The organism is Ruegeria sp. YTSA072 (genome assembly GCF_059610285.1).
On record NZ_JBXWNI010000007.1, the window covers coordinates 16,926 to 30,322 of the forward strand.

16 protein-coding genes are annotated in these 13,397 nt (G+C 58.1%); 13 read left to right on the plus strand and 3 right to left on the minus strand.

Annotated elements, in window-relative coordinates:
* The first annotated feature begins 58 nt into the window (after positions 1 to 58).
* From hutI to AC2FIB_RS13225, 8 genes are all read left to right on the plus strand, one after another.
* Positions 59 to 1,264, plus strand: coding sequence for an imidazolonepropionase (gene hutI / locus AC2FIB_RS13190; protein WP_496842228.1), 1,206 nt, complete (start codon positions 59 to 61; stop codon positions 1,262 to 1,264).
* Positions 1,264 to 2,799, plus strand: coding sequence for a histidine ammonia-lyase (gene hutH, locus AC2FIB_RS13195; RefSeq protein WP_496842229.1), 1,536 nt, complete (start codon positions 1,264 to 1,266; stop codon positions 2,797 to 2,799). The genes hutI and hutH overlap by 1 nt, the downstream gene beginning before the upstream one ends.
* Positions 2,799 to 3,617 (plus strand): N-formylglutamate deformylase, encoded by an 819-nt coding sequence (hutG, locus tag AC2FIB_RS13200; RefSeq protein WP_496842230.1) that lies wholly within the window; start codon positions 2,799 to 2,801, stop codon positions 3,615 to 3,617. The genes hutH and hutG overlap by 1 nt, the downstream gene beginning before the upstream one ends.
* Positions 3,614 to 5,296, plus strand: coding sequence for a urocanate hydratase (hutU, locus tag AC2FIB_RS13205; protein ID WP_496735524.1), 1,683 nt, complete (start codon positions 3,614 to 3,616; stop codon positions 5,294 to 5,296). The genes hutG and hutU overlap by 4 nt, the downstream gene beginning before the upstream one ends.
* 68 nt (positions 5,297 to 5,364) lie before the next feature.
* Positions 5,365 to 6,243: a phosphoserine phosphatase SerB gene (gene serB, locus AC2FIB_RS13210; RefSeq protein WP_496735526.1), complete on the plus strand. Its 879-nt coding sequence runs from the start codon at positions 5,365 to 5,367 to the stop codon at positions 6,241 to 6,243.
* Positions 6,244 to 6,283: 40 nt separating this feature from the next.
* On the plus strand, positions 6,284 to 6,613 hold the full coding sequence (locus AC2FIB_RS13215) for an ArsR/SmtB family transcription factor (protein ID WP_170563705.1): 330 nt from the start codon (positions 6,284 to 6,286) through the stop codon (positions 6,611 to 6,613).
* Positions 6,601 to 7,029: an SRPBCC family protein gene (locus tag AC2FIB_RS13220; RefSeq protein WP_496735527.1), complete on the plus strand. Its 429-nt coding sequence runs from the start codon at positions 6,601 to 6,603 to the stop codon at positions 7,027 to 7,029. Before AC2FIB_RS13215 ends, AC2FIB_RS13220 begins: the two co-directional genes overlap by 13 nt.
* Positions 7,030 to 7,052: 23 nt before the next feature.
* A complete protein-coding gene (locus AC2FIB_RS13225; RefSeq protein WP_496842232.1) occupies positions 7,053 to 7,373 on the plus strand; it encodes a YciI family protein in 321 nt (106 codons plus the stop codon).
* Between the two features lie 2 nt (positions 7,374 to 7,375).
* Here the strand turns inward: AC2FIB_RS13225 and AC2FIB_RS13230 are convergent, their stop codons facing one another.
* Entirely contained in the window at positions 7,376 to 8,374 is a 999-nt protein-coding gene (locus tag AC2FIB_RS13230) for an asparaginase (protein ID WP_496842233.1), read from the minus strand.
* A 178-nt stretch (positions 8,375 to 8,552) separates the two neighbouring features.
* On the opposite strand from AC2FIB_RS13230, the gene AC2FIB_RS13235 reads away from it, so the two are divergent.
* The 5 genes from AC2FIB_RS13235 (at position 8,553) to AC2FIB_RS13255 (ending at position 12,078) form a co-directional block, all read left to right on the plus strand.
* A complete protein-coding gene (locus AC2FIB_RS13235) occupies positions 8,553 to 9,086 on the plus strand; it encodes an invasion associated locus B family protein (RefSeq protein ID WP_058272619.1) in 534 nt (177 codons plus the stop codon).
* A gap of 173 nt (positions 9,087 to 9,259) precedes the next feature.
* On the plus strand, positions 9,260 to 9,427 hold the full coding sequence (locus AC2FIB_RS13240) for a hypothetical protein (RefSeq protein ID WP_496779457.1): 168 nt from the start codon (positions 9,260 to 9,262) through the stop codon (positions 9,425 to 9,427).
* Positions 9,428 to 9,574: 147 nt separating this feature from the next.
* Entirely contained in the window at positions 9,575 to 9,952 is a 378-nt protein-coding gene (locus AC2FIB_RS13245) for a lysozyme inhibitor LprI family protein (RefSeq protein WP_496706458.1), read from the plus strand.
* A gap of 79 nt (positions 9,953 to 10,031) precedes the next feature.
* Positions 10,032 to 11,219 (plus strand): dual-specificity RNA methyltransferase RlmN, encoded by a 1,188-nt coding sequence (gene rlmN / locus AC2FIB_RS13250; protein WP_496735533.1) that lies wholly within the window; start codon positions 10,032 to 10,034, stop codon positions 11,217 to 11,219.
* Positions 11,220 to 11,451: 232 nt separating this feature from the next.
* Positions 11,452 to 12,078, plus strand: coding sequence for a cytochrome P460 family protein (locus AC2FIB_RS13255; protein ID WP_496735535.1), 627 nt, complete (start codon positions 11,452 to 11,454; stop codon positions 12,076 to 12,078).
* Between the two features lie 7 nt (positions 12,079 to 12,085).
* On the opposite strand, the gene AC2FIB_RS13260 is transcribed toward AC2FIB_RS13255, so the two are convergent.
* Both AC2FIB_RS13260 and AC2FIB_RS13265 read right to left on the minus strand, forming a co-directional pair.
* On the minus strand, positions 12,086 to 12,430 hold the full coding sequence (locus tag AC2FIB_RS13260) for a chaperone modulator CbpM (RefSeq protein WP_496735537.1): 345 nt from the start codon (positions 12,428 to 12,430) through the stop codon (positions 12,086 to 12,088).
* Positions 12,427 to 13,344 carry a DnaJ C-terminal domain-containing protein gene (locus AC2FIB_RS13265; protein ID WP_109310625.1) on the minus strand — a complete coding sequence of 306 codons (918 nt, stop codon included), beginning with the start codon at positions 13,342 to 13,344 and terminating at the stop codon, positions 12,427 to 12,429. The genes AC2FIB_RS13260 and AC2FIB_RS13265 overlap by 4 nt, the downstream gene beginning before the upstream one ends.
* Positions 13,345 to 13,397: the final 53 nt, after the last annotated feature.

Consider the following 13,397-nt stretch of genomic DNA (forward strand, 5'->3'; position numbering starts at 1 on the left):
TTAAACTTTTATACGTATACGAAAAATCTTACGACAAAGGGAGCCCAAAAGAATCGATATGGCCAAAAAATCTGTCCTTTTGAGCACGCGGGTGGCGACCATGGACGATGGCGCCGAACCTTATGGGATGGTTCAGGACGCAGCACTTGCTGTTGATGGTGAGAAAATTGCCTGGATCGGACCACGGAATGTGCTGCCTGCAGACTATTCTGACTGGCCGAGCGTGGATTATGGCGACCGGCTGATAACGCCGGCGCCAATCGACGCCCACACCCATGTCGTCTTTGGTGGCAACCGGGCGGTCGAGTTCGAAATGCGCCTGAATGGTGCCTCGTATGAAGAGATCGCGCGCGCAGGTGGTGGAATTCTGTCGACTGTCACAGCGACCCGTTCGGCCAGCGAAGAGGCCCTGTTAGAGGATGCCTTGACGCGAGTGGACGCCCTGATGGCCGAGGGCGTGTCGTGCATCGAGGTCAAGTCGGGCTATGGTCTGGACACCGACACAGAACTCAAGATGCTGCGCGTTGCGCGCCGGATCGACGAAGTGCGCCCGGTTCGAGTGAAAACAAGTTTTCTAGGAGCACATGCGGTACCGCCTGACTTTCAGGGTCGCGCCGATACCTACATTCGCGATGTGTGCATCCCGACTCTGCGTTTGGCGCATGAAGAGGGTCTGGTAGATGCCGTTGATGGCTTTTGCGAGGGGATCGCCTTTGATCCGTCTCAGATCGCTCCGGTTTTTGATGTGGCGAAAGAATTGAACCTTCCCGTCAAGTTGCATGCAGAGCAGCTTTCGAACCTCGGAGGGGCAGCCCTGGCGGCTTCGTACGGGGCGTTGTCGGCAGATCATATCGAATATCTGGACGAGGCCGGCGTGGCCGCCATGGCACAGGCCGGAACCGTGGGCGTGCTGCTGCCGGGGGCGTTCTATACGCTGCACGAAACACAGGTGCCGCCGGTTGAACTGCTGCGCCAGTATGGGGTGCCGATTGCACTGGCGACGGATTGCAACCCCGGCTCGTCTCCTCTGACGTCGCTTCTGCTGACCATGAATATGGCTTGCACCCTGTTCCGCCTGACGCCGGAAGAGGCATTGGCTGGCGTGACCCGCAATGCGGCGCAAGCCTTGGGCCTGACCGACACTGGCACAATAACTGAAGGCAAGCGCGCAGACCTGACGGTATGGGACATCACGCACCCAGCCGAGCTGTCCTATCGGATCGGCTTCAACCCGCTGCACACCCGCATTTTCGGAGGTTTGTAATGAAGACGCTGTCGCTTGTGCCCGGTCAGGTTACGCTGTCAGATCTGTCTGAAGTGTATTGGTCGCAGCCCGCAGTATCGCTGGATGACGGATGCAAACCCAAGGTGGAGGCTGCAGCCAATCGCATTCTCGAAGCTGCGGCCGGGGAAGACCCGGTTTATGGCGTTAACACCGGGTTCGGAAAGCTGGCCAGCCACAAGATCGCGGCCAAGGACACTTCGACCCTTCAGCGCAACCTGATCCTTAGCCATTGCTGCGGCGTTGGTTCGGCCGTGCCTCGCCGTGTGACCCGGCTGATGATGACGCTAAAGCTGTTGTCTTTCGGCCGTGGGGCATCGGGCGTGCGTTGGGAACTGATCGAGCTGCTGCAGCAGATGCTGGCCAAGGGCGTGACCCCGGTTATTCCTGCGCAGGGGTCGGTCGGGGCCTCGGGCGATCTTGCGCCCCTGGCGCATATGACAGCCGTAGTCATCGGCGAAGGTGAAGCCGAGGTTGACGGTACCATCCTGTCTGGGGAAAAAGCGCTAAAATCAGTTGGATTAGAACCTGTTCAACTCGGTCCAAAGGAAGGGCTTGCCTTTATCAACGGTACGCAATTCTCGACTGCTTTTGCGCTGGCCGGTTTGTTCGAAGCCTGGCGTGCAGCGCAAAGCGCGCTGGTCATCTCGGCCCTGTCGACGGATGCGATCATGGGGTCGACCGCGCCCTTGCAGCCCGAAATCCATACCCTGCGTGGGCACCGCGGCCAGACCGAAGCCGCCAGCGCCATGCGTGCCACACTGGCCGGGTCCGAGATACGCGAAAGCCACCGGGACGGCGACACGCGCGTTCAGGACCCTTATTGCATCCGCTGTCAGCCGCAGGTCACCGGCGCGGCCATGGATGTCATGCGCCAAGCGGCCACCACGCTTGAGATCGAGGCGAACGCGGCCACCGACAACCCTTTGGTTCTGACCGAGGCAGGTGCCATCGTTTCAGGTGGGAACTTTCATGCCGAACCGGTCGGCTTTGCCGCAGACATGATTGCGCTGGCGGTGTCCGAGGTCGGCGCGATTGCGCAGCGGCGCATTGCTTTGATGGTCGACCCGACGCTCAGCTTTGATCTGCCGCCGTTCCTGACGCCTGATCCCGGGTTGAACTCGGGCCTGATGATTGCCGAAGTCACGACCGCCGCCTTGATGAGCGAGAACAAGCACCTTGCCAATCCTTGCGTGACTGACAGCACACCAACCTCGGCCAACCAGGAGGATCACGTGTCGATGGCTGCACATGGTGCGCGGCGTCTGACGCGGATGGTCGAAAACCTGAACTACATTCTTGGTGTTGAGTTGCTTTGTGCCGCTCAGGGGGTGGAGTTCCGCGCACCGCTGGCAACCAGCGAACCGTTGCAACGGGTCATGGATAGGGTACGGGCAGAGATCCCAACACTGAACGAAGACCGCTATTTGGCACCCGATCTGGAAACATCCAAGTGCTTGGTGGCTGAGGGTGACATCCTTGGGGCAGTCGGTGCCCAGATGCCGGGGCTGTTCTGATGCAGGTGTCCAGCGTTCAGCGCGGGGACGGCCCCATTGTGCTGGGCCAGCCTCATGGCGGAACTTATGTGCCAGACGAAATAACGGCCCGCCTGAATGACAACGGGCGCGGTTTGGCGGATACGGACTGGCATATAAACAGGCTCTATAAGGGGATATTGGATGATGTCACGGTCGTGCAGTCGCATGTTCATCGCTACGTCATCGACGCCAATCGTGATCCGTTCGGAGCCTCGCTATATCCGGGCCAGAATACCACCACCCTTGTGCCTTTGACCGATTTCGACGGGCAGCAGATCTGGAGTGACGGGCAATCACCGTCCGAGGGTGAAGTCGAAGATCGACGGCGCAAATACCACGCACCTTATCACGCTGCCCTTCTGGATGAACTGAGCCGCGTTCGGGACCGGCACGGTGTGGCGATCTTGTTTGACTGCCACTCGATCCGGTCGCTGATTCCGTTTCTGTTCGAAGGTGAATTGCCGGTGTTCAACACTGGAACCAATGATGGGCTGACGTGTGACACGGTCATTGAGCAAGCCGTGCACGACGTGGCAAGCAAGGCCCAAGGGTTCACTTCGGTCCTGAATGGCCGGTTTCGCGGGGGATGGACCACCCGCCACTATGGTCGCCCTTCTGATGGTATACACGCCATCCAGATGGAGATCGCGCAGCGGGCTTACATGGACGAGACAGCCCCGTGGACATGGCGCGAGGACCGCGCCGCGAAACTGCGCCCCCATTTGAAAACCATGCTGACCCGCCTCAACGATCTTGCCCTCTCGGGCACATTGACCAGACAAGGAGCCCAGAAATGAGCGATCCGCGCAAAAACACCCGCGACATCTATCCACCGACCGGCCCCGAGTTGAACGCCAAAAGCTGGGTAACCGAGGCACCGCTGCGGATGCTTATGAACAACCTTCACCCTGATGTGGCCGAGAACCCGCACGAACTGGTCGTCTATGGCGGCATCGGCCGCGCGGCCCGCACGTGGGAAGATTTCGACACTATTGTTGCCGGTTTGAAGGATTTGGAGGAAGACGAAACGCTGATCGTCCAGTCCGGCAAGCCGGTCGCGATCATCCGCACGCACAAGGATGCGCCGCGGGTGCTGATCGCCAATTCCAACCTCGTCCCACATTGGGCGACCTGGGATCACTTCAACGAGCTCGATAAGAAGGGCCTGATGATGTACGGCCAGATGACCGCTGGTTCGTGGATCTATATTGGGACGCAGGGTATCGTTCAGGGCACCTATGAGACCTTTGCCGAGGCAGGGCGTCAGCACTACGACGGTGACCTGACAGGCAAGTGGATTCTGACCGGAGGTCTGGGTGGAATGGGCGGCGCGCAACCGCTGGCGGCCGTGTTCGCAGGCGCCTCATGTCTGGCTGTTGAGTGTAACCCGGACAGCATCGATTTCCGCCTACGGACCAAATACCTCGACGAAAAGGCCGAAACGCTGGACGAAGCGCTGGAGATGATTGACCGCTGGACCAAGGCTGGCGAAGCGAAGTCGGTTGGTCTGCTGGGCAATGCGGCAGAGGTTTTCCCCGAGATCTATGCTCGGATGCAGGCGGGCGGGATGCGTCCTGATATCGTCACCGACCAAACCAGCGCGCATGATCCGATAAACGGTTATCTGCCATTGGGCTGGACTATGGGAGAGTGGCGCGAAAAGCGTGAAACAGACCCTAAATTGGTGGAAAATGCCGCTCGCGCTTCGATGAAGCAGCATGTCGCGGCGATGGTGGACTTCTGGAACGCGGACGTTCCGACGCTGGATTACGGCAATAACATCCGGCAGGTCGCTCAGGACGAAGGGCTGGAGAACGCCTTTGCCTTCCCCGGGTTTGTACCCGCTTATATCCGTCCGCTTTTCTGCAAAGGCATCGGCCCGTTCCGCTGGTGTGCTCTGTCGGGCGACCCCGAGGACATCTACAAAACCGATGCCAAGATGAAGGAACTGTTCCCCGAGAATGAGCACCTGCATCGCTGGATCGACATGGCGCAAGAGCGGATCGCGTTTCAGGGTCTACCTGCGCGTATCTGCTGGATTGGATTGGGTGACCGACACCGGGCTGGGCTGGCGTTCAATGAGATGGTCGCCAATGGCGAGCTAAAGGCGCCGGTGGTGATCGGACGCGACCATTTGGACTCGGGGTCTGTGGCCAGCCCCAACCGCGAGACTGAGGCGATGCTGGATGGCTCGGATGCGGTCAGCGACTGGCCGTTGCTGAATGCGCTGATCAATACGGCGAGCGGGGCGACATGGGTGTCTCTGCATCACGGCGGTGGCGTCGGAATGGGCTTCAGCCAGCACGCGGGCGTCGTGATCTGTGCCGATGGCACCGAAGATGCCGCGCGGCGGTTAGAGCGGGTTCTTTGGAATGACCCGGCCTCGGGCGTTTGGCGTCACGCGGATGCGGGGTACGACATTGCCAAGGATTGCGCGCGGGCCCATGGGCTGCGCCTGCCGGGTATTTTGGGCTAGTTCGAAACTGTCTCTGGCGAAAATGCTGCACCTGCGATATGCGCAGGTGAGCTTGCCGGAGATCAAACATGTACGTTGCCACCCTGTTGACCAACCCCAACGCGCCGACGCTGGAGTTGTCGCTGGTCGAGTCATTGCGGAATGCATGGGGAGGCGGCGAGATCGTTTGGCTTAGCCCAGATGAAGCAGCGGAATTCACCCTATTCGAAATGCCGGGGAACCGCTGGGAAGTCTGGGCGGACCTGCAGCAAATGGGCGTCGATCTGGTGGTCCAACCGGCAGAAGGACGTCGCAAAAGGATGCTGTTGGCCGATATGGACAGCACCATGATCCAGCAGGAATGTATCGACGAGCTGGCGGATGAAGCCGGCGTAGGCGATCGCGTCAAGGATATCACCGCACGCGCCATGAATGGTGAGTTGGATTTCGAAGGTGCACTGACCGAACGGGTTGGTCTATTGAGAGGTCTTGATGAGGCAGTGATCGGCAAGGTTCTGAACGAGCGCATCACACTGATGCCGGGCGGCAAGGAACTGGTTGGTACGATGCGTCATAACAAAAGCTATGCCGCGTTGGTTTCAGGTGGGTTCACCGCGTTCACGGCTAGGGTGGCCGAAGTGCTGGGCTTCGACGAAAACCGTGCCAATACACTGTTGGCCCAGGACGGAAAGCTGACCGGCGATGTACTGCAGCCCATTTTGGGGCGCCAGGCCAAGGTTGATGCGCTGGAACAAATCACCAATCGTTTGGGTTTGCGAGAAGACGAAGTCATTGCCGTTGGCGACGGGGCAAACGATCTGGGGATGCTACACAGGGCGGGAACGGGCGTTGCACTTCATGCCAAACCCACTGTTGCCGAGCAATGCGAGGTTCGGGTCAACCATGGTGACCTGACGGCACTGCTGTACGTTCAGGGCTATAACCGCTCGGAATTTGTGACTGGCTAAAGGTCTTTCCATTATTTAACGCATGTGTTAAATAATGGTTATGAACACTCTGATTAACGCTTTTTCCGCTTTGTCCGATTCCACTCGGTTCTCGATTGTTGAGCAACTGATGCAGGACGGAGAGCTGCCCGCTGGCGACCTCGTCGAAGGGCGCGGAATGTCGGGTGCTGCAATCTCGCGCCACCTGAAAGTGCTGCGCGAGGCCGGGCTGGTGCAACAGCGTGTCCAAGGCACCCAGAGGATGTACTCCATCCAACCTGACGGGCTGCGGGCAATCGCCGAATGGACCATCTCAAAACGTCAATTCTGGGAAAACAGCCTCGATCGTCTGGGCGACCTGATTGAAAGGGAAAACTCATGGCCGACCTGAAACTGGAACGCGAGTTCCCGACCACCCCCGAAAACCTGTTTGCCTGGATAAGTGACGGGGCGAAGCTGTTGCAGTGGTGGGGGCCCGAAGGGGTGCATGTGCCCGAGCATGACCTGAATTTCTCTCGTACGGGGCCTTGGTATTCAATAATGAAGAACGCGGAAGGCCAGACATTTAAAGTCTCGGGCTACGTAACCCATGTTGATCCGCCCAATTCGGTTGGGTTCACCTGGGCCTGGCATGATGATCAGGACCAGCGCGGGCCGGAAAGTCACGTGACGTTTTCGGTCGTTGCGACCGAAAACGGGGCGCGGCTAGTGCTGGATCACCGCGAACTGGCAGATGCCGAGGCCGCAGCAAACCACAACATGGGCTGGACATCGTCGCTGGCCAAGCTTGAGGCGCAGTTTGGATAAGTTTTCATTAGGGAGGAAATAAGATGCCACAATATTTGTTTGTCTATCACGGCGGAACCACACCAACCGACCCTGCCGAAGTCGAAGCAACCATGGCCGCGTGGGGCGCATGGTTCCAAGGCATGGGCGAGGCGCTGGAAATTCCCGGCAACCCGGTTGGTCAATCCTATACGGTCAGCAACGGAAGCGTCGTCGACAATGGCGGCGCAAACCCGGCATCCGGTTTTACGGTCGTAAAGGCCGATAGCATTGATGCCGCGACCGAAATGGCCAAAGGGTGTCCGATGGTAGTCAACGGCTCAGGCTCGGTCGAAGTGGCCGAGGTGCATGAAATCGAAATGTAACCTTAGCCGGGGAACCCCGGCGCAGGTCTGATTACGCCGCATTCCAGCCCGCGACGGCTGTATTGCGTGGAATTCATGAATTTGCGGGTGGCCGGGTGATCGGCCTCCAGCACACCTAGGCTGACAAGAATGGCTGCAATTGCGCATTCGCTGGCGCGGGTGGTGCCATCAGTGATTTTCAGCGCAACCCCCATTCGTTTTTTCGGGATGATGGCAATGAACACCGCCTCAGCCCCTGTTTTGATTGCAGCGCGGCCATCCATAGCGCGCATCAGTTCTGTACAGGCGCGGCTTTCGCCCGCCACCAGTTCGGGGTGCTTGATCATCGCAGTCGTAAGCTGTTGCGCTGCGTCGCTGGCACGGTCCGACCGGTCAGCGGCCGAGGCAAACCACGCCATCGAACGCGCCAGTCCCACCAGTGATGTCGCAAAGTTCGGGGCCGAACATCCATCGATTCCATAGGCAGGACTGGTTTCTCCAGTGGTATCTTCCAGCGCGGACAGGCAGGCTTGCTGTACGGGGTGGTCGATCTCAAGGTATTCCGGTCCCGCGCCCATGTGCAGTGCGACCGTCAGAAACCCGCAATGTTTGCCCGAGCAATTGTTGTGGATCTGGCAGGGCGTGTCATCGGCAAGTATCAGCCCGTCGCGCGCGGCCATGTCCTGCGGTTCTTGCGGACCGCAGCGCAGATCGTGTTCGGTCAAGCCCAAGTGATCCAGCCAGGCAGTAACCCTGTCGGTATGGATATGTGCGCCGCTATGCGAGGCACAGGCGAGGGCCAGATGCTCGGAGTTCAGGCCATATTTGGCGGCTGCACCCGATGTGATCAGCGGCAGCCCCTGGATCATTTTTGCAGAAGACCGAGGGTAAATCACCGCGTCCGGATCGCCCCAACTGCGTACGATATGACCGCTGTCGTCGCAGATCACTGCGTGGCCCAGATGCAGGCTTTCCAACAAGGGGCCTCGCCATAGTTCTGTCATTGGTACCGGCTGCGTCATCTGGCCCCTCCATTATATGCGCAAAAATCTGCCAATCGCCCTTTCGCCTGTGGCGAAACCTGCGTTAGTGTGTGTATGTCGACAATCATCGGAATACGCAACTTACAGACGAACCGACAGAGTTCGTATGCGGTTTCGATGGGTATGAGGTATTAGGTCGAGCTAGGAGGCTGGACAGATGGGATTAAAACTCGTCCGCACAATTGCGGGTCTGTGCGTGGCAGGAATGGCCACAACCGCAATCGCTCAGCAGGCGACCAGCACCAATCGGGTTGCTGCGAAGACCGACTGGAGCGTTTTTGTGGAGAAAGATCCCACAGAGTGCTGGAGCGTATCCGCGCCCAAAGAGACTGTGAACACCAAAGGTGGACGCGTGGTTTCGGTGCGCCGCAGCGACATCCTGTTGTTCGTGTTCTACCGCCCGAATGCCGAAGTCAAAGGTCAGGTGACCTTTACCGGCGGTTATCCTTTCGCGGCAGGATCGACGGTCACCCTTGAGATTGACGGCACCGAGTTCGCTTTGATCACCGAAGGTGAATGGGCCTGGCCGGCAACCGAAGGCGAAGACTTGAAGGTCGTCGCAGCGATGAAGCGCGGCACCGAGGCCGTTCTGACCGCCCGGTCCGAGCGCGGCACCCAGACCAAAGACACCTTCTCGCTGTTGGGTTTCAGTGCTGCGATCGAAGACGCCGAAAAGCGCTGCACCCAATAAGCCTGGACAACAGGTTCACGCAGCCCCGTCATTTGGCGGGGCTTTTTTGTGGCCGATCTTACGTGTCATCTGATCTTTACGCTACGTCCACCCCCCCCCCAATTGATCCGCATCAAGGCAAGCGACCCATTTTTCTGAACCAATCAGTTCAAATATATGGAAGGAGCTTATCCATGCTGAACAAACCTCTTGCTGCCGTGTTGGTTGTCGCCGCCTTACTTCTGAGTGCATGTGAAAAAAACAACGAAATATATCCGGTATCCGGCGAGCAATGCGGCCCGAAAGATCCCGTGCAAACTTTGGACGCGGGTGATTGCGACATCCTGCCTGCAGGGGTCTGACGCATGCACCTGATCTGATTCCTCGCAATCGTAGTGCAGATAGTTCGGTCGCATCGGTTTGGCCTATGCGGCCGACTTGCAATTGGGACTATGGCGCAACGCGTGCTACGGTGGCCTCATACAAGGGTTCATATGTGGAAACGGATAATGCGTTACGTCCTGATTGCAGTTCTTTTCTCTTCGACCGCGTGGGCAGATCCCAGCCTGGAATGTTTCGACGCAGGTTCGCAGGTCGAAATCGGAGCCTGCGTTGGGGAGATGGAGAAACGCGTGAATATGGCTGTTGAGACAAGCTATGGCTTCGCCATGCAGTCCGCAGTTGAGTTGGACGAGGTCACAGACCGTGTGGTCGCACAACCGGCACTTGAGGCGGCACAAGAGGCTTGGGGCAGGTATCGCGACGCGCAATGTGAAGCAGTGGGTGCTTCATACGGCGGCGGCTCTGGCACCGGTATCGCCATTGCGTCCTGCCGCGTCGATCTGGGCCGGGCGCGCGCGGATGAATTGCTGCGCATGGCAAATTAAATGATACGAATTCTTTTGATCTTTGCGCGCGATCCTATATAGAGGCGCATCCCAAGCCCGAATTCGTTGAGATAGCAATATGTCGCCCAAAGCGCCGATTACTCAAGATGTCATGACCATCCCCCGCAAACTGCCCGAGGGGAAGATCAACCTTGTCGGGTTGACCCGTGATCAGTTGCGTGACGCTCTGATCGAACATGGCACGCCGGAAAAGCAGGCCAAGATGCGGACCGGGCAGATCTGGCAGTGGATCTATCAATGGGGCGTGCGCGATTTTGCCGAGATGACCAACCTCGCCAAAGCGTATCGTGCGCAACTGGCTGAAAAATTCGTTGTGGAAATCCCCGAAGTCGTGACACGGCAGGTGTCCGAAGACGGCACGCGCAAGTACCTGTGCCGCATCGCGGGGGGCCATGAGGTCGAGGTTGTCTACATCCCCGAAGAGGATCGCGGGACGCTGTGTATCTCGTCTCAGGTTGGCTGCACGCTGACCTGTTCCTTCTGCCATACGGGCACGCAGAAACTGGTGCGCAACCTGACGGCTGCAGAAATTGTCGGTCAGGTGATGATGGCCCGCGACGATCTGGACGAATGGCCGACCCCTGGTGCGCCAAAGGACGAAACACGCCTGTTGTCGAACATCGTTCTGATGGGCATGGGTGAGCCGCTTTATAACTTCGAAAACGTGCGCGACGCGATGAAGATCGCCATGGACCCCGAAGGCATTTCTCTGTCGCGCCGTCGGATCACCCTGTCGACGTCCGGCGTGGTGCCGGAAATTGCGCGCACAGCTGACGAGATCGGCTGCTTGCTGGCGATCTCGTTCCACGCGACAACGGATGAAACCCGCGATTTTCTGGTGCCCATCAACAAGCGCTGGAACATCCAAGAGTTGCTGCAGGCGCTGGCAAGCTATCCCAAGGTGTCCAATTCCGAGCGGATTACTTTCGAGTACGTGATGCTGGATGGTGTGAATGATAGCGACGAAGATGCGCATCGCCTGATCGACCACATCAAAAGCCACAACATTCCCGCCAAGATCAACCTGATTCCGTTCAACGAATGGCCCGGCGCGCCTTACAAGCGCAGCTCGAATAACCGCATCCGCGCGTTTGCGAACATCATTTATCAGGCGGGATATGCCTCTCCCATTCGCAAGACGCGTGGCGAGGACATCATGGCAGCTTGTGGTCAGTTGAAATCGGCCACAGAGCGCGCGCGCAAATCGCGCAAGCAGATCGAAGCCGAAGCCGGATTGCAGAGCTGATAAGCCCAAACTTCGTTCAAACTACGCCGAGAAATTAATTTTCTGGCCGCTGTTATTTGTATGCACAATTTGATATGTTTTGGGGGCTGAAACCGGCTGCCTAGGTCTCACGCTTGCGCACAAAGCAGTGAGAGTCGCATTCCGGTCGTGGCGCGTTTGTTCATGGTCGCTATCATTTTACACGTAACTTGCGGCGTTCAGGCGAACCTTTTGAAGCAGGTGGGCCAAATACATGTTTGTACGATTTATAAGACTGTTTCCGACATTTCTTGCGGCTTTGTTTTCGGTGGGGCTTGCTGCGTACCAAGCTGGCGCTCAATCCAGTGGTGAGGATGCTCACCTTGCCATTGAAAATCCTGCCGAGCTGTCTAAAGAAGAAGCCTTGGGCATCTACAAGTCCCTGCAGCGACGGATGGAGCGTGGCTATGCCGCCGCGCAGTTAGATTTGCTGATGAACTATCAGGCATGGCCGCTGTTCAACGACGCGCCTTACATCTCGGCAACCCATGGGCAGCGCTATGTGAACAGCTATGCCAACCGCATGGCGCACAACTATGGTACTTTGGCCGAGGGTGAAAAACTGCCGATGGGGTCAGTGCTGGCCAAGGACAGCGTCACGGTCACGGACGAGGGCAATGTCCATCCCGGGGCTTTGTTCGTGATGGAAAAACTCGCCGAAGGCACCAGCCCGGAAACTGCGGACTGGCGCTATATCATGGTCATGCCGGACGGGTCTTTGTTTGGTGACACGATGGGCGCGCGTTCGAACGCTGTTGTCTATTGCCATGATTGTCACGAAGCGGTGGCTGATCGGGATTACACTTTCTTTGTTCCCGAAGAGTATGTTGTCGGCAACTAAGCGCGGGTTACTTGCGACCGAACCGCGCCGTTCCAATTACCTCGATCAATGTCTGACGCACCGGCTCCGGTTGTGTTTCTACCGCATTCAGAACCTCTCGTAACTCGGCCCGAAGGCCGTGCATCTGGTCGATCAGTGAGATCATCATCGACAGCGCATCAGGCTCCATCTCATATTGGTCGTGCAGCTCGCACGCCAGCTCCAACCGCGCCACGTCGAGGGTGTGATACACTAACCCATGCTCGGTTTGCTCGGGAATGACGATCTCGGCAGCCAGGTATTCGGTCAGGCGGGTCGAGGTCAGGCGGGTGACGGTTGCGATCAGCTGCTCTTCGGTAAGGGTGCGGGTCATGACGGCATTCCTTTCCGTGGATCATAGCTGTGGGTTTCGCGCCATGTCTCCATGAATTGCTTCAACTCGTCATCAATCTGATCGGGCATGGACACGGTCAGTTCGATCAACTGATCGCCGCGATCGGACGAGCCGCGCTTCTTGACCCCCTTGCCGCGCAGGCGCAACGTCCTGCCGCTGCTGGTGCCTGCGGGGACACTGACATTGACGCCGCCATCAATGGTGGGGGCGGGTACCTTGCCACCCAGAATGGCCTCATCAATTGTGATGGGCAGAGTGATATGAATGTCATCGCCCTGGCGATCAAAGACTGGGTGTTTAGCCACTGACACAGTGACCAAAGCATCGCCGGGCGGGCCTTCGCCAAAACCCGGGTCGCCTTTGCCGCGCAGGCGGATAGTTTGTCCATCGGTGATGCCCGCAGGAATCTTCACCTCGATCCGGTCACCATCTGGCAGCGTCAGCTTTTGGCTGGCGCCAAACACCGCGTCCAGAAAACTGATCTGCAGATTGTAAGCGCGATTGTGGCCCGGCGCGTGAAATTCGTGCGTGCGCTGCTGGTATCCTCCGCGGCCACGCATGAATTCGGCAAAGATGTCTGACATGTCATCCGGGTCTGCTGCGCGCCCACGATAAGGGTTCCCGGCAGCCTCGGCATATTCGCGATAATACTGCTGCTGGGGACGTTCCTGACCCGAGGCATCAATTTCGCCACTATCGTAACGCGCGCGTGTGTCCGCATCTTTCAGCAGGTCATAAGCCGAAGCGGCGGCCTTGAACTTGGCTTCAGCCTCGTCATCCCCGGGTTTCAGGTCCGGGTGGCACTCTTTGGCGATGCGCCGATAAGCCTTCTTGATCTCGGCGGCGCTGGCGTCTTTGGCGACACCAAGAACGGTATAGGGATCGTCGCTCATCACATCTCTCGTCGATGGGGGTGGGTCTGATCTTTATGAATGTGTTTTATCAT